Source organism: Bacillus sp. FSL R5-0523 (assembly GCF_037975295.1).
Classification (GTDB): domain Bacteria; phylum Bacillota; class Bacilli; order Bacillales; family Bacillaceae; genus Bacillus; species Bacillus subtilis.
The window spans coordinates 314,254-338,820 of sequence record NZ_CP150251.1; the positions used below are offsets into that span (position 1 = coordinate 314,254).

Sequence of the window (24,567 nt, forward strand, 5' to 3'; positions counted from 1 at the left end):
TCCTGCCTAAACGCCGTCGTCATCACATCCTGTGAATGTCCGCTCCTATGCTCGTCCTTCCTAGACTTCAAGGGTTTTCAATCACGCTGAAAAGATGACAAAATCCTAAAATGAAAACCATTTTAGGATTTTGTCAACAATCTGAGGCACCTCTTGAATGAGGTGCTTTTTTACATTTGAGCCCGGGCTGCGGATTGGCGTTTCCCGGTTTTACTGATTGCCTGGTAGAGCGTCATAGAAAGTATGAACAGAATGGCAGTAAATCCTGTGACAGCTCCGAAATGCTGTGTGCTTTGATATAAAAAACCTGCAATACTTGTACCGACAGTGGTTCCGGCATACATAGCGGCATTGGAAAGGGAAGCGATGGTTCCTCGCGCATTTGGTGCAATGGATTGAAAGACACCCATCATTAACGGAAAGATGATGCCAGCTGTAAAGAACGTGAGAAAAAAGCCGGCTTCTACTAAAAACAAGTTTGGAAAGAAAGGAAGAGCGAAATAGAGAGCGCCCATTAGCAGCATCCCGCTGATCAGTGTTTTAAACATGCCCAGCTTTTCTGAAACCCGGCTGCCGATAAGGCTCCCGAGCATATTTCCCAGTCCGAGTACAAGCATAGCTGCGCCAATTTGTGACACGGTTAAATGATAATCCGCGGAAAGCCAAGCACCCAGAAAGCTGAACGAAGCGAAGTTTCCGGTTTGAAACAGAAAATAGGCAAGCAGAATGACCGATGTTTTCGGCAATGAAAAAAGCTCCCGATAGGGGTTGACAATTGATGGTCGCGCCAATGGTTCAGAAGGCCGGATATCAGGCATGACCGCCGCCAGGATCAATAGTAGAATAAGCGAGCACGCTGACAAAACGAAAAATGGCGTATGCCATGTAAAGGAAGCGAGAAACCCTCCAATAGGAAGTCCGAGCATTTGTGAAGCGGCCAAACCTGCTGTCGCAATCCCCATGCCTTTTATGATCTGAGAAGGGTGGACAATGACTGGGATGGACGCCCAAATTTGAGGCGTCACAAACGCAGCGCTAACGCCTGCGGCAAAACGGAACAGGCACATGGCGGCAAAAGAGGGAGCGATGCCGCATAAAAACGTGGATACGATAAAGCCTGCAAGTCCCCACAGCATGACTGTTTTCCTGTTCAGCCGGTCTGAGATTGGGCCTGCAATGAAAGCGAAGAGCGCATAACCGAGTGCATAAGCACTGACCATCCAGCCTGACAAATCAGTAGAGACATGAAACTGATTCTGTAAAAGGGGGAGAAGCGGCGAAAGCAAAAAGGTATCCGTGCCAATGACAAACATGACACTGAAGAAAAGCCAAATGCGATTCAAATTTTATCACTCCTATTGTTTTATAACTTTAAAACTATGAAACAGATATGTATAGAGAAAACCCTTTGTTAGAGGGTTTCCAAAAAGCCAGGCAGGTATGTGTGAAAGGTGTCTTCACGCAGACTGACGTATTTTGTCCGCGAATCTTTCCGGGTTGCCGTCAATCCCGCTTCACGCAGCGTTTTAAAATGATAAGATGCCGTGGTTTTGACAATATTGCACTTTTCACCTACTTCACCGCAGCTGAGTTCTTTTCCGCTGACATAAAGCGTACGAATAATGGCAAGCCTTGATTCATCAGACAGTGCTTTAAAAATTTGTGCTCTGATTTGATCATCTGATTGTTTCATAGTCATGAAACTATAATACATAATTGATGTTGAAAAAGCAACTTATTTTTCCAGTAAAGGAGAGGGAAGTCATAAGAGGAAGAAGGAATTCAATTCCAATAAAAGCGTTTTCAACTAAAGATAGGCGAAAAATCACCCGTAAAATACAATCATATAGGAGGATTACAGAGCATTTAGAAGCATAAATAAGATCATGTGGTCACATGGATGTTTATAAAGAAATGGTACAGAATAAAAGAGAATATGCTGTTTGTGTGGGAAGTTACATAAATGTTACGGTAATAAAGATTGCTTAATATGGAGGGAAAATATGAGTGTAGATGAGAAACCAATTAAGATAAAAGTCGAGAAAGTCTCTAAGATTTTTGGGAAACAAACAAAGAAGGCAGTTCAAATGCTTGCCAACGGAAAGACAAAAAAAGAGATCCTGAAAGCAACCGGATCAACCGTTGGGGTTAATCAGGCAGATTTTGAAGTATATGATGGTGAGATATTTGTCATCATGGGTCTATCAGGGAGCGGTAAATCAACTTTAGTACGGATGTTAAACCGGCTTATTGAACCGACTGCCGGAAATATTTACATTGATGGTGACATGATAACAAATATGTCAAAAGACCAGCTCCGGGAAGTCCGCCGGAAAAAAATCAGCATGGTCTTCCAAAAGTTCGCTCTGTTTCCGCACAGAACGATACTTGAAAACACAGAATACGGACTGGAGCTTCAAGGTGTAGACAAACAAGAGCGGCAGCAAAAAGCGCTTGAGTCTCTTAAGCTCGTTGGACTGGAAGGATTTGAACACCAATATCCCGACCAGCTTTCCGGCGGGATGCAGCAGCGTGTCGGCCTTGCCCGCGCGTTGACGAATGACCCGGACATCCTTCTGATGGACGAAGCGTTCAGTGCGCTCGATCCACTGATTCGTAAAGATATGCAGGATGAGCTTCTTGATCTTCACGATAATGTCGGAAAAACAATTATCTTTATTACGCATGACTTGGACGAAGCGTTGCGGATCGGCGACAGAATTGTCCTAATGAAGGACGGCAACATCGTTCAAATCGGCACGCCTGAAGAAATCCTGATGAATCCATCTAACGAATATGTTGAGAAATTCGTCGAAGATGTTGATTTGTCTAAAGTCCTCACAGCAGGCCACATTATGAAACGCGCTGAAACAGTGCGGATTGATAAAGGGCCTCGCGTAGCATTGACACTGATGAAAAACCTTGGAATTTCTTCAATTTATGCAGTGGATAAACAAAAGAAATTATTAGGTGTTATCTATGCGTCTGATGCGAAAAAAGCGGCTGAGTCTGATTTGTCACTTCAAGACATCTTGAATACAGAATTTACGACTGTACCAGAGAATACGTATCTGACTGAGATTTTTGACGTTGTGTCCGATGCGAATATTCCAATTGCGGTTGTGGATGAGAAGCAAAGAATGAAAGGAATTGTCGTAAGAGGCGCGCTGATTGGCGCACTTGCCGGCAATAACGAGTATATCAATGCTGAAGGCACTAACGAACAAACACAAGATCCTTCTGCACAGGAGGTGAAATAAGATGGATAGACTGCCTAGAATACCTTTAGCAGATATTATTGACCGTTTTGTTGACTGGATTACGATGACGTTTGGCGGATTCTTCGACGGAATCGCTAACGGATTGGCCGCTTTTGTAAATGGAATTGTCACTGGTCTTGGATTTATTCCATCTATTTTGTTAACGATTATTTTCGCCGCACTTGCGTGGTGGATCAGTACAAGGGGAATTGCGTTATTTACGTTGATTGGATTCCTCCTAATCGATTATTTAGGATATTGGGACCCAATGCTGCAAACATTGGCGCTTGTTTTGACATCTGTGATTATTTCGATTGTGGTCGGGGTTCCGATCGGAATTTGGGCGTCTCAGAAAGAAACGGTTCGCCGTATTGTAACGCCAATTCTTGATTTAATGCAGACAATGCCTGCTTTCGTATATCTATTGCCGGCGATTTTCTTCTTTAACATCGGTGTTGTGCCGGGTGTTGTTGCATCTGTTATCTTCGCGATGCCGCCGACAATCCGCATGACTGTTCTCGGTATTAAACAAGTGCCGGCGGATTTGATTGAAGCGACTGAGGCATTCGGTTCTACAACAGCTCAGCGTTTGTTTAAAGTTCAGCTTCCGCTTGCGACAAAAACGATTTTGGCCGGAATTAACCAGAGCATCATGCTTGCGTTATCAATGGTTGTTATCGCCGCAATGGTCGGTGCACCGGGACTTGGTTCTGAAGTATACAGTGCCGTTACACAGCTGAAAACCGGGGTCGGAGTAGAGGCCGGTATCGCCATCGTTATCGTTGCCATTACGCTGGACCGTATTACTCAAAATATTAAAGTGAAGAAGAAAAGCAGGGGGAATGCCTGATGCTTAAAAAAATCATCGGCATCGGCGTTTCCGCCATGCTGGCGCTCTCACTTGCGGCTTGCGGTTCAGAAAACGATGAAAATGCATCCGCAGCAGAACAGGTGAATAAGACCATCATCGGGATTGACCCCGGTTCAGGGATTATGTCCCTGACTGACAAAGCGATGAAGGATTATGACCTGAATGACTGGACATTGATTTCAGCGTCAAGTGCTGCGATGACCGCTACGCTTAAAAAGTCATACGACCGTAAGAAACCGATTATCATTACAGGATGGACACCGCACTGGATGTTCTCCAGATATAAGCTGAAATATCTCGATGATCCGAAACAATCTTATGGCAGCGCAGAGGAAATCCATACGATCACACGCAAAGGCTTCAGCAAAGAACAGCCGAATGCCGCAAAGCTTCTGAGCCAGTTTAAATGGACGCAAGACGAAATGGGCGAAATCATGATCAAGGTGGAAGAAGGCGAGAAACCTGCCAAAGTTGCTGCCGAGTACGTCAATAAACACAAGGATCAGATTGCCGAATGGACAAAAGGCGTTCAAAAGGTAAAGGGAGACAAAATCAACCTTGCCTATGTGGCGTGGGACAGTGAGATTGCAAGTACAAACGTCATAGGCAAAGTCTTAGAAGACTTGGGCTATGAGGTAACACTTACTCAGGTAGAGGCTGGGCCGATGTGGACTGCAATTGCGACGGGAAGTGCGGATGCATCACTTTCCGCATGGCTGCCGAATACCCATAAAGCATACGCCGCTAAATATAAAGGCAAATATGATGATATTGGCACCAGTATGACTGGTGTGAAGATGGGGCTTGTTGTTCCTCAATATATGAAAAATGTCAACTCAATTGAAGATTTGAAGAAGTAATCTAAAAAGCAGCCTGTGACAGGCTGCTTTTTTTGCGTTATTTTACGTAAGCGGCAGCGGGTGAATCAGCCTTTTGAAAAGTTTTTAATACGGCATTCGCTAAAATGTGAATGCCGTTGAACATCGCATTTCTGTCAAAGGTCATGTGCGGATGATGGAGCCCCGGCTGGAGCCCGCAGCCTAGTCCGAGCATCGTTGTTTTCAGATTCGGCACCTTCACGGCGTAAAAATGGAAATCCTCTCCGCCGGTGGTGACAAGCGGATCATCAAGCCGCTCAGCCCCGATGATATCCGTAATGGCTTCTGCCATGATCGCTTCAGCTTCTTTGTTTTGTGTTGCCGCAGGAAGGCTGTGTTCTTTTTGCAGCTCGATTTTTGCGCCGAATGCAGCGGCGGCCGCTTCACAGGCTCTTTCTGTTTCGGCGATTAACACCTCCATGGCTTCATTGGTCTGTGCGCGCAAATCAAGGCTGAACGATGCTTTTCCTGGAATGATGTTAGAGCTTTCACCGCCGGCTTGAAGTTTTGTCATTTTGACGGTATGCGGGATTTGCGGGTCAATATGAATGAGTCCGAGCTTATGTACAAGAAATGCCGCAATTTCAATGCTGTTTTTCCCGAGGTGCGGACGGGCGCCATGAGCCTCTTCCCCGATGATCGTTCCCTCAATGTGCTGGCTTGATCCGTGCAGAATAGACGGAGCGCAGCGGCCGTTCTGTGTTTCCTGGATCGGACGGACGTGAACGCCATACAAATAGTCGATATCATCAAGCACGCCTTCTTCTATCATTTTCAAGGCGCCGCCGCCTTTTTCTTCTGCCGGCTGAAAGATAAAACGGATTGTGCCCTTCGGAAGCTCAGGTTGTTTTTTGAGCAGCATTAACGTGCCCAATGCCATTGTCATATGTGAATCGTGTCCGCAGGAATGGTTGGCGCGAAATGTGCCGTTAACCTCCTGCCACAGCGCGTCAATATCAGCGCGTACCGCTACAACAGGTGAGCCTGAGCCGATTTCACCGACAACCCCGGTGCAGTCTGAAAACGTGCGCGTCCGGCACCCTAAATCCTCAAGCTTTTGTTTCAAAAATGAAGTTGTCTCATATTCCTTCCAGCTGACTTCAGGGTTCGCGTGCAGATGCTCGAAGATGTCCATAATGGTTTGTTTCATGTCTTCTGAAAGCTTTTGCATGGTAAGAAATACCTCCTTCTATCAGAATGAATTTTTACCTTCTTTACTTTATTTATATTGAAACAGGAAGATAGGCTGTATATAATATAGCACATATTGCTACTTTTCAGAATAATTAATATTTTCAAACAGAGGGGATGGATCGAAATATGACTATGCCAGCAGCCGAAACACAGCCTAAGAAAAAACGTACGACATTTAAAATGCCTGACGCCTATGTCCTCTTATTTATGATTGCTTTCATTTGCGCAATCGCTTCATATATTGTGCCGGCAGGTGAATTTGACCGCGTGACAAAGGGGGATGTCACGACCGCTGTTCCAGGAAGCTATCATTCAATTGAACAGTCTCCGGTCAGCTTGATCAGCTTTTTTACTTCTCTACAGGATGGAATGGTTGGATCAGCACCCATCATCTTTCTGATTTTATTCACAGGCGGCACCATTGCTATTCTAGAAAAAACGGGTGCCATCAATGGCCTGATTTACAATGTCATCAGCAAATTCCGCACAAAGCAATTATTATTTATTTGTATTGTCGGCGCATTGTTCTCCATTCTCGGAACAACCGGGATTGTCGTGAATTCAGTTATCGGTTTTATCCCCATCGGCCTCATTGTGGCACGATCTTTAAAATGGGACGCAGTCGCGGGAGCCGCTGTTATTTACATCGGCTGCTACGCTGGATTTAACTCCACCATATTATCACCGTCACCGCTCGGTTTATCACAATCAATCGCGGAGCTCCCTCTTTTTTCTGGAATCGGCCTGCGAGTTGTGATATACATATGCTTTTTGCTGTCTTCTATTATTTATATCTATTTGTATACGAGAAAATTAAAAAAATCAAAAGATGCCAGTGTGTTAGGAACAGATTGGTTCCCTGCGGCAGGAATGGGCGAAGCCGGTAAAGAAGAAGATCAGTCAGTGCCGTTTACCGTTCGCCATAAGCTGATATTGGCTGTGGCGGGACTCTCACTTGTCGGATTTTTATACGGCGCTTTGAAGCTTGGCTGGTCAGATTCCCAAATGGCTGCGACATTTATTTTTATTTCTGTCCTTGCCGGTTTAATAGGCGGACTTGCGGCGAACGATATTGCCAAAACCTTCATTACGGGCTGCCAAAGTCTTGTATACGGGGCGCTGATTGTCGGGATGGCACGAAGCATTTCCGTTATCCTTGAAAATGGAAAGCTTCTCGATACTGTCGTCAATGCTTTGGCTTCACTTTTGGACGGATTCAGCCCGATTGCCGGGGCAATCGGCATGTATATCGCCAGTGCGCTGCTTCATTTTCTCATCTCTTCAGGGTCTGGCGAAGCCGTTGTATTTATTCCAATCCTGGCGCCGCTCGCTGATTTGATGGGAATCACGAGACAGGTTGCGGTGGAGGCAGTTATGCTTGGAGAAGGGGTCGTCAACTGTGTGAACCCGACATCCGGCGTTCTCATGGCGGTGCTTGCTGCCAGCGGTATTCCGTATGTCAAGTGGCTGCGGTTTATGGTGCCGCTTGCTCTGATTTGGTTCTTGATCGGGCTTGTCTTTATCGTGATCGGCGTCATGATCAATTGGGGGCCGTTTTAACGATTGCTGCCCGCCGGCTTGTACGGCGGGCTTTTGAGTTATTCATTGCAGAAGCGCAGGCTGTTATTGTAACATGTAAGCCATAAGCCATTCGTAAAAGTGCGGGAGGAAGGTCATGAATAATCTGCGTAATAGACTTTCAGGCGTGAATGGGAAAAATAAGAGAGTAAAAGAAAAAGAACAAAAAATCTGGTCGGAGATTGGGATGATAGCGGGAGCATTTGCGCTGCTTGATGTGATCATCCGCGGCATTATGTTTGAATTTCCGTTTAAAGAATGGGCTGCAAGCCTTGTGTTTTTGTTCATCATTATCTTATATTACTGCATCAGGGCTGCGGCATCTGGAATGCTCATGCCGAGAATAGACACCAAAGAAGAACTGCAAAAACGGGTGAAGCAGCAGCGAATAGAATCAATTGCGGTTGCCTTTGCGGTAGTGGTGCTTACGATGTACGACAGGGGGATTCCCCATACATTCTTCGCTTGGCTGAAAATGATTCTTCTTTTTATCGTCTGCGGCGGCGTTCTGTTTCTGCTTCGGTATGTGATTGTGAAGCTGGCTTACAGAAGAGCAGTAAAAGAAGAAATAAAAAAGAAATAAAAAAGAAATCATCTTGAAAAATAGATGGTTTCTTTTTTTGTTTGGAAAGCGAGGGAAGCGTTCACAGTTTCGGGCATCTTTTTTTATAGGAACATTGATTTGTATTCACTCTGCCAAGTTGTTTTGATAGAGTGATTGTGATAATTTAAAATGTAAGCGTTAACAAAATTCTCCAGTCTTCACATCAGTTTGAAAGGAGGAAGCGGAAGAATGAAGTAAGAGGGATTTTTGACTCCGAAGTAAGTCTTCAAAAAATCAAATAAGGAGTGTCAAGAATGTTTGCAAAACGATTCAAAACCTCTTTACTGCCGTTATTCGCTGGATTTTTATTGCTGTTTCATTTGGTTCTGGCAGGACCAACGGCTGCGAATGCTGAAACGGCTAACAAATCAAATGAGCTTACAGCACCGTCGATCAAAAGCGGAACCATTCTTCATGCTTGGAATTGGTCGTTCAATACGTTAAAACACAATATGAAGGATATTCATGATGCAGGATATACAGCGATTCAGACGTCTCCGATTAACCAAGTCAAGGAAGGGAACCAAGGAAATAAAAGCATGTCGAACTGGTACTGGCTCTATCAGCCGACATCGTACCAAATTGGCAACCGTTACTTAGGTACTGAACAAGAATTTAAAGAAATGTGTGCAGCCGCTGAAGAATATGGCATAAAGGTTATTGTTGACGCGGTCATCAATCATACCACCAGTGACTATGCCGCGATTTCCAATGAGATTAAGAGTATTCCAAACTGGACACATGGAAACACACAAATTAAAAACTGGTCGGATCGATGGGATGTCACGCAGAATGCATTGCTCGGGCTGTATGACTGGAATACACAAAATACACAAGTACAGTCCTATCTGAAACGGTTCTTAGAAAGAGCATTGAATGACGGGGCAGACGGTTTTCGATTTGATGCCGCCAAACATATAGAGCTTCCCGATGATGGCAGTTACGGCAGTCAATTTTGGCCGAATATCACAAATACATCTGCAGAGTTCCAATACGGAGAAATCCTGCAGGATAGTGCTTCAAGAGATGCTTCATATGCGAATTATATGAATGTGACAGCGTCTAACTATGGGCATTCCATAAGGTCCGCTTTAAAGAATCGTAATCTGGGCGTATCGAATATCTCCCACTATGCATCAGATGTGTCTGCGGACAAGCTAGTGACATGGGTAGAATCGCATGATACGTATGCCAATGATGATGAAGAGTCGACATGGATGAGCGATGATGATATCCGTTTAGGCTGGGCGGTGATAGCTTCTCGTTCAGGCAGTACGCCTCTTTTCTTTTCCAGACCTGAGGGAGGCGGAAATGGTGTGAGATTCCCGGGGAAAAGCCAAATAGGCGATCGCGGGAGTGCTTTATTTGAAGATCAGGCTATCACTGCGGTCAATAGATTTCACAATGTGATGGCTGGACAGCCTGAGGAACTCTCGAACCCAAATGGAAACAACCAGATATTTATGAATCAGCGCGGCTCACATGGCGTTGTGCTGGCAAATGCAGGTTCATCCTCTGTTTCTATCAATACGCCAACAAAATTGCCTGATGGCAGGTATGATAATAAAGCTGGGGCAGGTTCATTTCAAGTAAAGGACGGTAAACTGACAGGCACGATCAATGCTAGGTCTGTGGCTGTGCTTTATCCTGATGATATTGCAAAAGCGCCTCATGTTTTCCTTGAGAATTACAAAACAGGTGTAACACATTCTTTCAATGATCAACTGACGATTACACTGCGTGCAGATGCGAATACAACAAAAGCCGTTTATCAAATCAATAATGGACCAGAGACGGCGTTTAAGGATGGAGATCAATTCACAATCGGAAAAGGAGATCCATTTGGCAAAACATACACCATCATGTTAAAAGGAACGAACAGTGATGGTGTAACGAGGACCGAGGAATACAGTTTTGTTAAAAGAGATCCAGCTTCGGCCAAAACCATCGGCTATCAAAATCCGAATCATTGGAGCCAGGTAAATGCTTATATCTATAAACATGATGGGGGCCGGGCAATTGAATTGACCGGATCTTGGCCTGGAAAACCAATGACTAAAAATGCAGATGGAATTTACACGCTGACGCTGCCTGCGGGCACGGATACAACCAACGCCAAAGTGATTTTTAATAATGGCAGCGCCCAAGTGCCCGGCCAGAATCAGCCTGGCTTTGATTACGTGCAAAATGGCTTATATAATGACTCGGGCTTAAGCGGTTCTCTTCCTCATTGAGGGCAATGCTAGACGGGACTTACCGAAAGAAACCATCAATGATGGTTTCTTTTTTGTTCATAAATCAGACAAAACTTTTCTCTTGCAAAAGTTTGTGAAGTATTGCACAATATAAATGTGAAATACTTCACAACCAAAAAGACATCAAAGAGAAACATACCCTGGAAGGATGATTAATGATGAACAAACATGTAAATAAAGTAGCTTTAATCGGAGCGGGTTTTGTTGGAAGCAGTTATGCATTTGCGTTAATTAACCAAGGGATCACAGATGAGCTTGTGGTCATTGATGTAAATAAAGAAAAAGCAATGGGCGATGTGATGGATTTAAACCACGGAAAGGCGTTTGCGCCACAACCGGTCAAAACATCTTACGGAACATATGAAGACTGTAAGGATGCGGATATTGTCTGCATTTGCGCCGGAGCAAACCAAAAACCTGGTGAGACACGGCTTGAATTAGTAGAAAAGAACTTGAAGATTTTCAAAGGCATCGTCAGTGAAGTCATGGCGAGCGGATTTGACGGCATTTTCTTAATCGCGACAAATCCGGTTGATATCCTGACTTACGCAACATGGAAATTCAGCGGCCTGCCAAAAGAGCGGGTGATCGGAAGCGGCACAACACTAGATTCTGCGAGATTCCGTTTCATGCTGAGCGAATACTTTGGCGCAGCGCCTCAAAACGTGCACGCGCATATTATCGGAGAGCACGGCGACACAGAGCTTCCTGTTTGGAGCCGCGCGAATGTCGGCGGTGTGCCGGTCAGTGAACTCGTTGAGAAAAACGATGCGTACAAACAAGAGGAGCTGGACCAAATTGTAGATGATGTGAAAAACGCAGCTTACCATATCATTGAGAAAAAAGGAGCGACTTATTATGGGGTTGCGATGAGTCTTGCTCGCATTACAAAAGCCATTCTTCATAATGAAAACAGCATATTAACTGTCAGCACATATTTGGACGGGCAATACGGTGCAGATGACGTGTACATCGGTGTGCCGGCTGTCGTGAACCGCGGAGGGATCGCAGGTATCACTGAGCTGAACTTAAATGAGAAAGAAAAAGAACAGTTCCTTCACAGCGCCGGCGTCCTTAAAAACATTTTAAAACCTCATTTTGCAGAACAAAAAGTCAACTAACCGCAACTTTAGAGTAAAGGGCTGATTGTCAATGTGGGAGCAGTTGTATGATCCGTTTGGAAACGAGTATGTGAGCGCACTTGTGGCGCTCACTCCGATTCTCTTTTTTCTTTTGGCTTTAACTGTTTTGAAAATGAAAGGCATTCTTGCGGCATTTCTTACCCTAGCCGTCAGTTTCTTCGTCTCCGTTTTGGCATTTCATATGCCGGTTGAAAAAGCGATTTCTTCTGTTTTGTTAGGAATCGGGAGCGGGCTGTGGCCCATTGGCTACATCGTCCTAATGGCGGTGTGGCTGTATAAAATCGCAGTGAAAACCGGGAAATTTACCATTATTCGGTCCAGTATTGCCGGCATTTCGCCTGACCAACGATTACAGCTATTATTAATTGGTTTTTGTTTTAACGCGTTTTTGGAAGGCGCGGCCGGTTTTGGTGTTCCGATTGCGATTAGTGCGGCGCTGCTCGTCGAACTTGGTTTTAAACCGTTAAAAGCGGCGGCGCTCTGCTTGATTGCAAACGCCGCCTCCGGAGCCTTTGGGGCGATTGGGATTCCTGTCATCACAGGGGCGCAGATTGGTGATGTGTCTGCTCTTGAGCTGTCTCGGACATTAATGTGGACACTGCCGATGATCTCATTTTTAATACCATTCCTGCTTGTATTCTTATTAGACCGAATGAAAGGAATCAAACAGACATGGCCCGCTCTTCTGGTTGTGAGCGGTGGGTATACAGCGGTTCAGACACTGACAATGGCGGTGCTCGGGCCGGAATTAGCAAACATTTTGGCGGCCTTATTCAGCATGGGCGGGCTTGCCCTCTTCCTCCGCAAATGGCAGCCGAAAGAGATTTACCGCGAGGAAGGGGCCGGCGATGCTGGTGAGAAAAAGGCATACCGTGCCACTGACATTGCGAAAGCGTGGTCTCCTTTCTACATTTTAACTGCGGCGATCACCATCTGGAGCCTTCCTGCCTTCAAAGCGCTTTTCCAAGAAGGCGGGCTGTTATATCAATCAACGCTCCTGTTCAAAATGCCTTTTCTGCATCAGCAAATTATGAAAATGCCGCCGATCGCGCCATCTGCCATGCCGTTAGATGCAGTCTTTAAAGTTGATCTGCTGTCAGCGACTGGTACAGCGATTTTAGCGGCGGTCATCGTGACAGGGCTGTTCAGCAAAAAGTTCTCCTCCCGGGATGCCTTTGCTTCCCTGAAGGAGACAGGAAAAGAGCTGTGGGTGCCGATTATGACGATCTGCTTCGTGATGGGGTTTGCCAATCTGGCCAACTTCGCAGGGCTCAGCTCTTCAATTGGGTTAGCATTGGCGAAAACAGGAGACCTGTTCCCGTTTGTCAGTCCTGTTCTTGGCTGGATTGGCGTGTTCATCACCGGTTCTGTTGTCAGCAATAATGCTTTGTTCGGCCATTTGCAGGTTGTCACCGGAGCGCAGATCGGTGCGGGTTCAGACTTGCTGTTAGCCGCAAATACGGCGGGCGGTGTCATGGCGAAACTTGTTTCTCCTCAATCTATCGCCATCGCTGCCGCAGCGGTAGGCCAAACAGGCAAGGAATCTAAACTGTTTAAAAGGACAGTGGCGTACAGCCTGATTCTGTTATTGATCATTTGTATATGGACGTTTATTCTTGCAAGATTTGGAGTGTAATAGAAAAAAGCAGTACATGCTCAGCATGTACTGCTTTTTTTATGTTAATTTGCTTTCTTTGTCATTTCGGCTGTTGTTTTCACTCTGGCTTTTCCCATAAACAAAATGGTAACCGCCGCGAGGACAATTGGAATCAAAGCGAGCAAAAAGACATACGTAATACTTGATGACATCGCGTCAATAATGCGATTCAGGATCGCATCAGGAATCTGGGAACGTGTTCCCGCTTGGAATATCTCTTGCGGGTCGCCAATATTTTGCGCAGCACCTGATCCCGCTGAGCCTTTCATGCCGCTGAAGGAGTCGGTCAGCTTGTTCGTGAATACGTTTGTTTGCACCGTTCCGAAAATGGTGACGCCTAAGGTCATGCCAAATGATCGCAAAAATGAATTTGTAGAGTTTGCTGTTCCCCGAAAGCGAGGTTCAAGATCATTCATCGATGCCGCCGGCAGCAGGGAGAAGTTAAAGCCTACACCAAAGCCTGAAATCATCATAAAGACTGTCAGCCATACCCGTGCTGTGTCAGGTGTCATATTGGAAAGAAGCAGCATGCCGATAAAGAAAGCTATAACAGATATCAGCATCAAATTGCGGAAGCTTGCCTTCGTTTGGAAGATCCCGCCGATCATGCTTCCGATGACTGATCCAATCATCATCGGCGTCAGAATGAAGCCCGCGCTTGTCGCCGAGCTGCCATAGACCGCCTGAACGAAAATCGGAATAAATACCGCTAAAATAATAAATGTTCCGCCATACAGAAAAGCGAGAATCTGCGCTGTGGCAAACAAGCGGTTCTTAAACATCCAGAAAGAAATAATCGGCTCCTCCGCTTTCCTCTCTACAATAAAAAAGGCAATGAAGAAAACGGCGAATACAATAAACAGCCCAATGATCTGAATGGAATTCCAATCGTATGTTTTGCCGCCAAGCTCAAGGGCGAACATCAGGCATACAATGGATACGACTAAGGTAATCGCGCCGCCCCAGTCTATTTTCTGCTTTCTGTGCTCCAGAGATTCTTTGTAGTAGCGAATAATGAAAAACAATGACAATGCGCCGATCGGCACATTGATGTAAAACACCCAGTGCCAGCTGATCGAATCTGTAATAATCGCGCCTAAGAGCGGACCAAGAACACTGGATAATCCAAATACAGCACCGAACATGCCGGACATTTTTCCGCGTTTTTCCGGCGGAAACAAATCAAAGATAATGGTAAAGGCAATCGGCAGGAGCGCGCCGCCCCCGATCCCTTGAATAGCCCGGAAGATGATCAGCTGATTCATCGTCTGGGCAATCCCGCATAAAGCCGAACCGATTAAGAAAAAAATAAGTCCAAACAGGAAAAAACGTTTTCGGCCGTACATATCGGAAAGCTTGCCGTAAATCGGCATGCCAGCCATAACCGCCACCATATAGGATGCCGTCACCCAGGCAAATTTATCGAAGCTTCCAAGATCGGCTACGATATTGCCCATCGCGGTGGCAACAATCGTATTGTCCATTGCAGACATCAAGATGCCCAGCAGGAGACCGAGGACCACAAATTTGGTGGAAGCCTGTTTTGCTGTTGTTGTGTCCATTTGTTCTACCTCCTCTTACTTTTCTATGTAAGTTCTGATATCATGATAATAGTTTGATCGTTGAATATCTCGATTATCAAGATAAACTCGATTTTATAGGGAGGACTGTCAGTTGTCAACAAGAAATTCCAGAAGTGAGTTGGAAAAGACTGCTGTTCAGCTTTTTCGAAAACTGGGCACAAGAACGGTTCTGTTTCATCAGGCAGCCGCTCAAGCTCTCGGTCTGTTTCCCACCGATTTGAAATCAGCTGACATCTTAAATGAAGCAGGTCCGATGACGGCCGGAGAACTGGGGAAAAAAACCGGCCTCAGCACGGGGTCAGTCACGGCACTGGTTGACCGGCTGGAAAAAGCGGGGTATGTGGCTCGTGAAAAGGACCCGAACGATCGCAGGAGAGTCGTAATCGTCCCTTTGACTGCTTCGAAAAAACATATAAAGGATTTGTTCCGTCCTTTGTCTGAGTCGACGATGGAGTTGTGCCGCGAATATACGGAAGAGGAGCTGGAACTCATTTTTAGTTTTGTAGGCAAAGCCGCCGATATTATGGAGGAAGAGCTTGAACGTCTGAAACAGTAAGTGAATTTGTGCATAGCTTGGCCCGTTCCCGAATAAATTGTACAAGTTACATAAGAGAAGGGAGTACGGGCCGGTGAACATTTTTTTGAGCTATATTGTGCTGGGACTGTCCTTGTCTGCGCCTGTGGGGCCAGTGAATGCGGCGCAAATAGACAAAGGAATTAAAAACGGTTTTTGGCATGCATGGATTTTCGGTTTAGGCGCCATGACAGCGGATGGGCTGTACATGCTTTTTATCTATTTCGGGCTGTCGCAGTTCTTGACCGCTCCATTTGTGAAAACGTTTTTGTGGCTGTTCGGCTTTTTTGTCCTGACCTATACCGGAATTGAAACGCTGAAAAACGTCAGAGAACCGATGGATGTGCGAAGCTCGCGAGGGAAACCGTCATACAGAAAAACATTCGCATCGGGTTTTCTCATTTCATTGTCAAACCCATTGAGCATCCTTTTTTGGCTTGGAATTTACGGAAGCATTCTTGCGAAAACAGCAGAGGCCTACAATATGAATCAGCTTCTAATCTATAGCTCCGGCATCATGATCGGCATTTTAATCTGGGATTTCTGCATGGCTATCACAGCCAGTACGTTCAGAAACCTGCTTCATGAAAAGCTATTGAGAGGATTGACCGGAATCGCCGGTGTATCCCTCCTTGTGTTTGGCTTTTACTTTGGTTATCAGGGCATCAAACAGTTATTGGGCTGATTCATGAAGGACAGTCACCTTCCGCTTCCAGTTTTAATATAGTATCCAGATGATACTGGAGGTGGATCAATGGTGAATGGGATTTACACCAAAAGTTTTCTGGAACGTAGTCAAGATGAGCTCCCGGAATGGCAAAGAATCGCTTTTGAGCTGCTGGCAGAAACGCTGGGGGACGAAGCGGATATGTTTCCGTGCATTCCCGGACGCCAGGCGTTTCTGACTGATCAGCTTCGGATTGCTTTTGCAGGAGATCCGCGGGAAAACCGTACAGCGGAGGACCTGGCTCCGTTGCTTGCGGAGTACGGCAAGATATCGCGGGACACGGGAAAATACGCATCCTTCGTTGTGTTGTTTGATACGCCGGAAGATTTGGCTGAGCACTATTCGATTGAAGCGTATGAAGAGCTGTTTTGGCGCTTTTTAAATAGACTGAGTCATCAAGACGAAAAAGAATGGCCGGAAGACATTCCGGCCGATCCCGAGCATTATAAATGGGAGTTTTGTTTTGACGGCGAGCCGTACTTTCTTCTCTGCGCTACACCGGCGCACGAGGCGAGAAAAAGCCGAAGCTTTCCTTTTTTTATGATCACGTTTCAGCCAAGGTGGGTGTTTGAGGACCTAAATGGATCAACTGCATTTGGCCGTAACATGAGCAGGCTGATCCGATCTCGTTTAGAGGCCTATGATCAGGCTCCAATTCACCCGCAATTAGGCTGGTACGGAGGAAAGGATAATCGTGAATGGAAGCAGTATTTCCTCCGTGATGACGAAAAACAGGTATCGAAGTGCCCGTTTTCTTATTTAAAGAATATGTTCAACAAAATGAAATAAATCACGAGCTGGCAGGGCGATCTTTATGACCCTGCTTTTTTTGATAGATCAAGGTAACGATGGCGATGATCACGAGAAAACCTATGCTGACGAAAAAACCGGGCCGGCTTGATTTTTCAAACAATGTACCGGACACAGCCGCAGCAATCAGAACCATCGCTAAATAAATTTGCGTTTTTCTCATGCCCTCGGGATCAGTCAGCTTTTTGCTGGAGAACAGGATAAACAGCCAAGTGTATAAAAGCATAAGCCCCGCAGCTGTTGTCATATGCTCATAAATGTTTTTAGGCAGCACTAACGACAGAATAATGGAGAGAACAAGCCCCGCAAACGTCAGCCCCAGTGCCGGCCAGCATATTTTTTTGCCTTCCTTTAGAGTAAAGCATTTCGGCGCGTCGCCGTCATCAGCCATCGTACAAAGCAATGTCGTAACCGCAAAAAGCGAAGCGACAAGGGTCGAGAACCCGGCGATGATGAAAATCCCGTTAAATATATCAAGGATGACCTCAAGGTGATATCCTTTTAACGACGTAATGAATGGACTGTCCTGTTCAGTAAACGCGTGTAACGGAACCAAAAGCAGAGCAAGCCCGATTGAAATGATATAAATAATCGCCAGCGTCGCCAGCATCAGTTTCCCTGATTTAGACGCTTCCTCAGGTTTTTTTAAGTGAACCGCCATCAGCCCCATAACCTCAATTCCGCCAAAAGCGTAAAACGCGTAGATTAAACCTGTCCACAGCCCCATGGCGCCGTATGGGAAAAACTCACTCGTCTTATTTGGAACATGTATACCATGATTTCCGCCTGACAGGATACCGCATAAAGCTAGGATGGCAATGACAATAAACATAAAAATAGCGGCTGTTTTAATCACTGCCAGCACGTTTTCTGTTTTTTCAAAGACAGACAGGCCGGTGAAAATAATAAGAAGCCCGAGGACCGCGTAGATTGAGGCAAACACCCATAGCGGCACTTGAGGAAACCAATGCTTCGTAAACAGCGAAATGGCTGTCAGCTGGCTGCCGGTAATCAGCATTTCTGACGACCAGTACACCCAGCCGTTGCTGAAGCCTGCCCATTTGCCGAATGCTTTTCGCGCATACGCACAAAACGAGCCCTTTTCCGGCTGCTTCGCCGACAGCTTGGCGAGCTGTTCAAAGACAAAATACGTACCGATCCCTGCGATCAGAAATGAAAGGAGAACGGAGAAACCACTTTTTACAATTGCGATGCTGGAACCGAGAAAAAAACCTGTTCCGATCGTGCAGCCGACTCCGATCAGTGACAGCTGCCACCAAGCCAGATTCCCTTTTGGCTGGTCTTTTTTTGTTTGGCTCATTATTTATTCAACCCCTTTTATCTAAGGTTAGATTGCGACCCGCCCGAAGCTTATATACATCGGATTTTTGCCTCTTTTTACATGGAGATGGAGGCGGACGCTCATACTAATGAAAAAAGGAGCAAACCAATGACACAGCAATATATTGTGGAGCCGAAAAAAGGGCTTGGGCTGAAGCTGAAAAAGGGGCAGATTTTAAAGGTGGTTGATGTAGAAGGGCAGCAGGTGGCTGATTTTGTCGCATACCATGCCAAGGATTTTTATGAACACCTTGATCAGGGAGCGACGATAGACGCCAATCACTCCATTCATGTGAAGGTCAACGACCATCTCTACTCCAACCTGTATAAGCCGATGTTAACCCTGATTGAAGATACGGTCGGTAAGCATGATCTGCTGCTGCCCGCCTGCCGTCCTGATATGAACAGGCTCTTATATGGGAAGCAAAAGGATGAGTTTCAGGATACGTGCTATGACAATATGAACCGTGCGCTTGAGCAGTTTGGCGTACCGAAGCCTCACATGCATTACCCATTTGCGATTTTTATGAATACTGTCCTTGATGAGAAAGGGAATCTGTCTGTGGAAACGCCGCTTTCGAATGCCGGAGATTATGTAAGGCTCAGGGCGGAGATGGATTTAATTGTCGCGTTTTCTTCCTGCCCGATTGAAAAAGGGAAATGCAATGGCGACAGTGTGACATCCATACGGGTTGAAGTCAGCTGATCTCTCTTGTTCACTGTGAATGAAGACCTGTGCTATATTTAATAGGGATACATAACAGTCATGATTCATTTTCATTGATTTGGGGAAATGATCAGTAACAAGGGAAAATGTACAGGAGGAATGATTGGGATGAGCATGCAGGAAAAGATTATGCGTGAGTTACATGTGAAGCCCTCAATTGATCCAAAGCAAGAAATTGAGGACCGAGTCAATTTTTTAAAACAATATGTAAAGAAAACCGGTGCTAAAGGCTTTGTATTGGGAATCAGCGGAGGCCAGGATTCAACACTTGCGGGAAGACTCGCTCAGCTTGCGGTGGAGAGCATTCGCGAGGAGGGCGGAGACGCTCAATTTATCGCGGTCCGTCTTCCGCATGGCACACAGCAGGATGAAGACGATGCCCAGCTTGCTTTAAAGTTTATTAAGCCGGATAAATCATGGAAGTTTGATATTAAGTCGACAGTCAGCGCTTTTTCTGATCAGTATCAGCAGGAAACAGGCGATCAGCTGACTGACTTTAATAAAGGAAACGTAAAAGCAAGAACAAGAATGATCGCGCAATACGCGATCGGCGGCCAGGAAGGCCTTCTTGTGTTAGGAACAGACCATGCTGCTGAAGCAGTGACTGGTTTCTTTACGAAGTACGGTGACGGCGGAGCAGACCTCCTGCCGCTGACAGGCTTGACGAAGCGCCAGGGAAGAACCCTGCTGAAAGAGCTGGGTGCACCGGAACGCTTATACTTAAAAGAGCCGACTGCCGATCTGCTCGACGAAAAACCGCAACAGTCGGATGAAACAGAGCTTGGCATTTCCTACGACGAGATTGACGATTATCTCGAAGGAAAAGAAGTATCAGCGAAAGTATCAGAAGCGCTGGAAAAACGCTACAGCATGACTGAACATAAACGCCAGGTTCCGGCGTCTATGTTTGATGACTGGTGGAAATAAGTTGAAGAAAGCCCGCTCTCGGAGCGGGCTTTTGTCGTGTACAGGAGCTTTATTTGATGCGGATATGATTCAGCTTTACCATTAATCTGTCGGTGAACCTTCGGAGGCTGCCTCTCGTATCAGGATCTAATGGGAGTTCGGCTCTCGCGGCAATGTACTCTGCCACATCCTGAATCGACAGGTTGTCTGTTTGAATGTGGTCCTCAAAAATGGGTGATGATAAACCTTTTACGCAGCGGTCAATTTGTTTGGCGGCCCATGAGTTTTTTCCTTCTGCTCTGGTGCGCAGCCTTTTTAATAAGGTTTCCTTTGAAGCCATTAGTGTAAAGTGGTGAACGATCCTGCCTTCATGTCTGAGCCTGCCGATGATCTCATTGAAGTATTCAGGATGTACAATCGTCATAGGCACAATAATGATGCCGCGGTATGTATCTGTCAGAGAAGCTAGCAAACTGTAATTGAACGCCCGCCATAAAGGATAGCTTTGAAAATCCTCCTTTGCGATCTCCTGCGGCACCATGGAGCGCAGCGCAAAACCCATTTTCTCGGGATCATACACGTAAGATGGGTTCAGCCTTCTGTGCAGTTCGAAGGCTGTTTGTGTTTTTCCGGAACCGAATGCCCCGTTTATCCAAATGATCATCGCCATTTCTCCCTTCCTATTCATCATACAGAAAAAGACCCTTCCATCGAAGAGTCAGCTGGAAAAACAATAAAGGCGGAAGGTTTTAATGCTTTTTTGCGTCGAAGTATTAAAATACCTGCAGAAATGTTGTACAATGAATGTCATTCAGGCAAAAATGGCTAAACAACAAAGCGCACTATAAGCTTGACCGGTAAAGCCGGTATCTATATAAATATTCGCTAAATAAGCATATAATGAAGATAAAATTTCATTCCTTAGGAGGATTTCGCCGAAGATGAACGCTAAACGAGCCATCCCAGTAAGAGAAAGAAATATCGTCCTGATCGGATTCATGGGTGTAGGAAAAACAACAATCGGCCAATTGGTCGCTAAAAAATTATATAGAGATTTTATTGATATTGACCAACAGATCGAAAAGGATTTCAATATGTCAATTCCTGAGATATTTGAGAAAAAGGGAGAAGACTTTTTCCGGAAAACGGAGAAGGAATATATTTTAGACATCTGCCATCATAAACGATTCAAAATCGTATCTCTGGGCGGGGGATCTTTTAAACAAGAAGAAATCAGAAATTGCTGTCTGGAAAACTGTCTCGTGCTTCATCTGGACCTGTCATGGGAGAACTGGAAGCAGCGCGCGGATTTATTGATCGAAAGCCGCCCTGTACTGCATAACCGTTCAATGGATGAAATGGAACAGCTGTTTAACGAAAGAAAAGTCATTTATGACAAGCACAATTCAAAAGTGGCAACAGACAACCTTTCCCCGGAAGAGGTTGCCGATTACATTGTTGAGACATTAAAAATTGGCTGGGATCTTTATCAGCCGATGTAAAAAGCCGTGCGCAGCGCACGGCTTTTTTTATCGTTTTATCCCTTGTATCAAAATCGCTTTTAAACAAAAAGAGTGAGGCTCTCCGTTTCGGTTTAATGTAATACAGAACGTGTCGCGTGCTTCGTCTGATGCGTGATTCAAGTGGGCAATGATTTGTTTTTCCCGGTCAGCGGGGGTTCCGCCTCGTTTGATCCAGTTATCGTATTGAATCGGCAAATTCCACTTTTGAATGTCTTGATAGGCCAGTTGATTGGCGCTGAACATCGACTGCCATTCTGATAATGAGCTTTCTCGAACATGGGAAGGGTCTCGAAGCTGGTTCAAATGATTGACAAACTCATCAAGAATGGGATCTTCAGGCGCGTAATGATCAACTAAGAGAAAACGTCCGTCCTGTTTCAGTACGCGTGCAACCTCTCTGACTGCTTTGCGGACATCAGAAAAATGGTGGGCTGCGTATCGGCAGGTGATGATGTCAAATGAATCGTCGGGGAAGGGGAGTGACTCTGCCGTTCCTTGCTGAAAGCGTACGTTTTCAGCTCCTTTTTCTTGCGCGAAGGAGGACGCAACCTCTACCATCTCTTTCGTCGCATCAACACCGATGCACTCCTGTACATAAGGAGAAAATGCCAGGGCCGTATGGCCGGCGCCCGCTCCTATATCCAGCACCCGATGCTCTGCCCGGCATTCCGCTGTTTTGATCATCAACCCCAAATCTTCCCCCTCGGCAAATACCTTTTCATCCCGATACATCTCGGCGTTTTTAGAAAACGGTGTTTCATTTGTCATTTGAACCAGCTCCTTCTTTTGTAAATGATGATATGGATTATGTTAGCAATTTTTGTTATGATTCGTCCAAGATATAAAAATGATGAAAACGATAGGTTCAACCTATGGGGGCTGAAATGGATATTAAAGTGATGGAATATGCAGCGGAAATTGCCCGGCGCCAAAGCTTTACAAAGGCGGCGGAACATCTTCATATCGCACAGCCGTCTCTCAGCCAGCAAATCAAAAAGCTTGAGGCTGAGCTGGGGCTTACCCTTTTTCACAGATCCCATGGCTCTGTTACACTGACACCCCACGGCAGGCGTTTCATTGAAAAAGCCGAGAACATCATTCGTTCCAGAGATGATTTGCTTCGGGAAATGCAGGAGCGATCACAGGGAATCGGTCATAAATTATCCATCGGGATTCCTGCTGTAACAGGGAGATATCTCTTTCCTCCGCTGCTGAAGCAGTTTTTGGCGCGCTATCCTCATGTGGAGGTTCAGCTTGTTGAAAAAGATCCGGTTTCATTAGAGGAGATGACGGCAAAGGGAGAAGTTGACCTTTCTGTTTTATCCTTGCCGATCGAGGATGAACGGCTCTCCATTATACCCTTGCTCACGGAACCGATTGTTCTCGCGGTGCCGAAGGAAAAACAAAGGTGGATGCCGCCGGAAATGGTCGCGCTGATTGAGAAAGCGCTGGAAGAAGATGAGGGCCGCCAGCCGTATGTGCCGCTTGACATGGTAAGGAACGTGCCCTTTATTCTGTTAAAAGAAGGCTTCGGCTTTCGCAGGACAGTTCTCGATCTCTGTGCGGAAAGCGGCTTTAAGCCGAATGCTGCCTTTAAGACGAGCCATATTGAAACCGCCCAATCTCTTGTGGCTAACGGATTAGGTGTGACAATGGCACCGAATATGGTCAGAAGGGATAAAGATCCGGGTGTGATCTATTTATCGATTCAATCCGCGCCATCACGAACCCTCGTCTTCGTCTTTTTAAAGAACCGTTATGTCAGTCTGACCGCCCAGGCCTTTATGGAACTAAGCCGGGAAAGTCTTAAACAAACGTTTGATGAAGGCTGTCTGGGAAACAAAGATGAAAATATTTAGAAAACAAAGCCGAAACGTGGTAGTATTGGAATACAAACTAAATCTTATAAAACAAAGGGGAATAATCGGAAATGCAACTATTCGATCTGCCGCTCGACCAATTGCAAACATATAAGCCTGAAAAAACAGCACCGAAAGATTTTTCTGAGTTTTGGAAATTGTCTTTGGAGGAACTTGCAAAAGTCCAAGCAGAACCTGATTTACAGCCGGTTGACTATCCTGCTGACGGAGTAAAAGTGTACCGTCTCACATATAAAAGCTTCGAAAACGCCCGCATTACCGGATGGTACGCGGTGCCTGACAAGGAAGGCCCGCATCCGGCGATCGTGAAATATCATGGCTACAATGCAAGCTATGATGGTGAGATTCATGAAATGGTAAACTGGGCACTCCATGGCTACGCCGCATTCGGCATGCTTGTCCGCGGCCAGCAGAGCAGCGAGGATACGAGTATTTCACCGCACGGTCACGCTTTGGGCTGGATGACGAAAGGAATTCTTGATAAAGATACATACTATTACCGCGGTGTTTATTTGGACGCCGTCCGCGCGCTTGAGGTTATCAGCAGCTTCGACGAGGTTGACGAAACAAGGATCGGTGTGACAGGAGGAAGCCAAGGCGGAGGTTTAACCATTGCCGCAGCAGCGCTGTCAGACATTCCAAAAGCCGCGGTTGCCGATTATCCTTATTTAAGCAACTTCGAACGGGCCATTGATGTGGCGCTTGAACAGCCGTACCTTGAAATCAATTCCTTCTTCAGAAGAAATGGCAGCCCGGAAACAGAAGTGCAGGCGATGAAGACACTTTCATATTTCGATATTATGAATCTCGCTGACCGAGTGAAGGTGCCTGTCCTGATGTCAATCGGCCTGATTGACAAGGTCACGCCGCCGTCCACCGTGTTTGCCGCCTACAATCATTTGGAAACAGAGAAAGAGCTGAAGGTGTACCGCTACTTCGGACATGAGTATATCCCTGCTTTTCAAACGGAAAAACTTGCTTTCTTTAAGCAGCATCTTAAAGGCTGATAAATGTGAAAAGCCGCCGCATATCATCAGGCGGTTTTTTTCTGCAAACT

At 45.8% G+C, this 24,567-nt stretch carries 22 protein-coding genes and 1 pseudogene; 16 read left to right on the forward strand and 7 right to left on the reverse strand.

From position 1 onward, the window contains the following. Window positions 1-170: 170 nt before the first annotated feature. Window positions 171-1,343, reverse strand: coding sequence for an MFS transporter (locus NYE53_RS01720; RefSeq protein ID WP_339246906.1), 1,173 nt, complete (start codon window positions 1,341-1,343; stop codon window positions 171-173). A 68-nt stretch (window positions 1,344-1,411) separates the two neighbouring features. Beyond that, window positions 1,412-1,714 carry a metalloregulator ArsR/SmtB family transcription factor gene (locus NYE53_RS01725; protein ID WP_076458377.1) on the reverse strand — a complete coding sequence of 101 codons (303 nt, stop codon included), beginning with the start codon at window positions 1,712-1,714 and terminating at the stop codon, window positions 1,412-1,414. A 289-nt stretch (window positions 1,715-2,003) separates the two neighbouring features. On the opposite strand from NYE53_RS01725, the gene opuAA reads away from it, so the two are divergent. Genes opuAA through opuAC form a run of 3 tightly spaced genes read left to right on the forward strand, consistent with a single transcriptional unit; the run spans window position 2,004 to window position 4,991 of the window. Next, window positions 2,004-3,260, forward strand: a complete 1,257-nt coding sequence (gene opuAA, locus NYE53_RS01730; protein ID WP_003246301.1) for a glycine/proline betaine ABC transporter ATP-binding protein OpuAA — start codon at window positions 2,004-2,006, stop codon at window positions 3,258-3,260. A 1-nt stretch (window position 3,261) separates the two neighbouring features. Further along, window positions 3,262-4,110 (forward strand): glycine/proline betaine ABC transporter permease subunit OpuAB, encoded by an 849-nt coding sequence (gene opuAB, locus NYE53_RS01735; RefSeq protein WP_003234703.1) that lies wholly within the window; start codon window positions 3,262-3,264, stop codon window positions 4,108-4,110. Beyond that, on the forward strand, window positions 4,110-4,991 hold the full coding sequence (opuAC, locus tag NYE53_RS01740; RefSeq protein ID WP_003246462.1) for a glycine/proline betaine ABC transporter substrate-binding protein OpuAC: 882 nt from the start codon (window positions 4,110-4,112) through the stop codon (window positions 4,989-4,991). The genes opuAB and opuAC overlap by 1 nt, the downstream gene beginning before the upstream one ends. Window positions 4,992-5,028: 37 nt before the next feature. Here opuAC and NYE53_RS01745 read toward each other — a convergent pair whose 3' ends face one another. Continuing rightward, window positions 5,029-6,180, reverse strand: coding sequence for a M20 peptidase aminoacylase family protein (locus NYE53_RS01745; RefSeq protein ID WP_336154963.1), 1,152 nt, complete (start codon window positions 6,178-6,180; stop codon window positions 5,029-5,031). A 149-nt stretch (window positions 6,181-6,329) separates the two neighbouring features. On the opposite strand from NYE53_RS01745, the gene NYE53_RS01750 reads away from it, so the two are divergent. The 5 genes and pseudogenes from NYE53_RS01750 to NYE53_RS01770 all read left to right on the forward strand — a co-directional run bounded on the left by NYE53_RS01750 (window position 6,330) and on the right by NYE53_RS01770 (window position 13,418). Beyond that, window positions 6,330-7,763 (forward strand): YfcC family protein, encoded by a 1,434-nt coding sequence (locus tag NYE53_RS01750; RefSeq protein ID WP_339246910.1) that lies wholly within the window; start codon window positions 6,330-6,332, stop codon window positions 7,761-7,763. Between the two features lie 115 nt (window positions 7,764-7,878). Beyond that, window positions 7,879-8,491, forward strand: a pseudogene (locus NYE53_RS01755) (DUF6773 family protein). A gap of 148 nt (window positions 8,492-8,639) precedes the next feature. Beyond that, window positions 8,640-10,619, forward strand: a complete 1,980-nt coding sequence (gene amyE, locus NYE53_RS01760; protein WP_339246913.1) for an alpha-amylase — start codon at window positions 8,640-8,642, stop codon at window positions 10,617-10,619. Window positions 10,620-10,795: 176 nt separating this feature from the next. Continuing rightward, a complete protein-coding gene (locus NYE53_RS01765) occupies window positions 10,796-11,761 on the forward strand; it encodes an L-lactate dehydrogenase (protein WP_047182046.1) in 966 nt (321 codons plus the stop codon). A 31-nt stretch (window positions 11,762-11,792) separates the two neighbouring features. Next, complete coding sequence (locus NYE53_RS01770) at window positions 11,793-13,418, forward strand: L-lactate permease (RefSeq protein WP_339246916.1); 1,626 nt, start codon at window positions 11,793-11,795, stop codon at window positions 13,416-13,418. A gap of 44 nt (window positions 13,419-13,462) precedes the next feature. Here the strand turns inward: NYE53_RS01770 and bmr3 are convergent, their stop codons facing one another. Beyond that, window positions 13,463-15,001: a multidrug efflux MFS transporter Bmr3 gene (bmr3, locus tag NYE53_RS01775; RefSeq protein ID WP_063336020.1), complete on the reverse strand. Its 1,539-nt coding sequence runs from the start codon at window positions 14,999-15,001 to the stop codon at window positions 13,463-13,465. Window positions 15,002-15,113: 112 nt separating this feature from the next. Between bmr3 and NYE53_RS01780 the strand changes: the two genes are divergently transcribed. The 3 genes from NYE53_RS01780 to NYE53_RS01790 all read left to right on the forward strand — a co-directional run bounded on the left by NYE53_RS01780 (window position 15,114) and on the right by NYE53_RS01790 (window position 17,112). Then, on the forward strand, window positions 15,114-15,578 hold the full coding sequence (locus NYE53_RS01780; RefSeq protein WP_014475735.1) for a MarR family transcriptional regulator: 465 nt from the start codon (window positions 15,114-15,116) through the stop codon (window positions 15,576-15,578). Window positions 15,579-15,651: 73 nt separating this feature from the next. Then, window positions 15,652-16,281 carry a LysE family translocator gene (locus NYE53_RS01785; RefSeq protein WP_003246469.1) on the forward strand — a complete coding sequence of 210 codons (630 nt, stop codon included), beginning with the start codon at window positions 15,652-15,654 and terminating at the stop codon, window positions 16,279-16,281. A 69-nt stretch (window positions 16,282-16,350) separates the two neighbouring features. Continuing rightward, window positions 16,351-17,112 carry a YqcI/YcgG family protein gene (locus tag NYE53_RS01790; RefSeq protein ID WP_015382704.1) on the forward strand — a complete coding sequence of 254 codons (762 nt, stop codon included), beginning with the start codon at window positions 16,351-16,353 and terminating at the stop codon, window positions 17,110-17,112. A 1-nt stretch (window position 17,113) separates the two neighbouring features. Here NYE53_RS01790 and NYE53_RS01795 read toward each other — a convergent pair whose 3' ends face one another. Next, window positions 17,114-18,454: an amino acid permease gene (locus tag NYE53_RS01795; protein ID WP_339246921.1), complete on the reverse strand. Its 1,341-nt coding sequence runs from the start codon at window positions 18,452-18,454 to the stop codon at window positions 17,114-17,116. Window positions 18,455-18,583: 129 nt separating this feature from the next. Here NYE53_RS01795 and NYE53_RS01800 point away from each other — a divergent pair, with 129 nt between their 5' ends. Both NYE53_RS01800 and nadE read left to right on the forward strand, forming a co-directional pair. Further along, a complete protein-coding gene (locus NYE53_RS01800) occupies window positions 18,584-19,180 on the forward strand; it encodes a DUF1989 domain-containing protein (protein WP_003246345.1) in 597 nt (198 codons plus the stop codon). Between the two features lie 129 nt (window positions 19,181-19,309). After that, a complete protein-coding gene (nadE, locus tag NYE53_RS01805; protein WP_003246440.1) occupies window positions 19,310-20,128 on the forward strand; it encodes an ammonia-dependent NAD(+) synthetase in 819 nt (272 codons plus the stop codon). 49 nt (window positions 20,129-20,177) lie between these two features. Here the strand turns inward: nadE and tmrB are convergent, their stop codons facing one another. Next, complete coding sequence (tmrB, locus tag NYE53_RS01810) at window positions 20,178-20,771, reverse strand: tunicamycin resistance ATP-binding TmrB (RefSeq protein ID WP_339248474.1); 594 nt, start codon at window positions 20,769-20,771, stop codon at window positions 20,178-20,180. Window positions 20,772-21,048: 277 nt separating this feature from the next. Here tmrB and NYE53_RS01815 point away from each other — a divergent pair, with 277 nt between their 5' ends. Then, a complete protein-coding gene (locus tag NYE53_RS01815; protein ID WP_003246473.1) occupies window positions 21,049-21,609 on the forward strand; it encodes a shikimate kinase in 561 nt (186 codons plus the stop codon). Between the two features lie 27 nt (window positions 21,610-21,636). Here NYE53_RS01815 and NYE53_RS01820 read toward each other — a convergent pair whose 3' ends face one another. Beyond that, a complete protein-coding gene (locus NYE53_RS01820; RefSeq protein WP_339246924.1) occupies window positions 21,637-22,398 on the reverse strand; it encodes a class I SAM-dependent methyltransferase in 762 nt (253 codons plus the stop codon). A 116-nt stretch (window positions 22,399-22,514) separates the two neighbouring features. Here NYE53_RS01820 and NYE53_RS01825 point away from each other — a divergent pair, with 116 nt between their 5' ends. Together NYE53_RS01825 and cah are read left to right on the forward strand one after the other, a co-directional pair. After that, window positions 22,515-23,489 (forward strand): LysR family transcriptional regulator, encoded by a 975-nt coding sequence (locus NYE53_RS01825; RefSeq protein WP_339246926.1) that lies wholly within the window; start codon window positions 22,515-22,517, stop codon window positions 23,487-23,489. A 71-nt stretch (window positions 23,490-23,560) separates the two neighbouring features. Continuing rightward, the gene (gene cah / locus NYE53_RS01830; RefSeq protein WP_015382711.1) at window positions 23,561-24,517 is read left to right on the forward strand and encodes a cephalosporin C deacetylase; all 957 of its coding nucleotides are present in this window, start codon (window positions 23,561-23,563) and stop codon (window positions 24,515-24,517) included. Window positions 24,518-24,567: the final 50 nt, after the last annotated feature.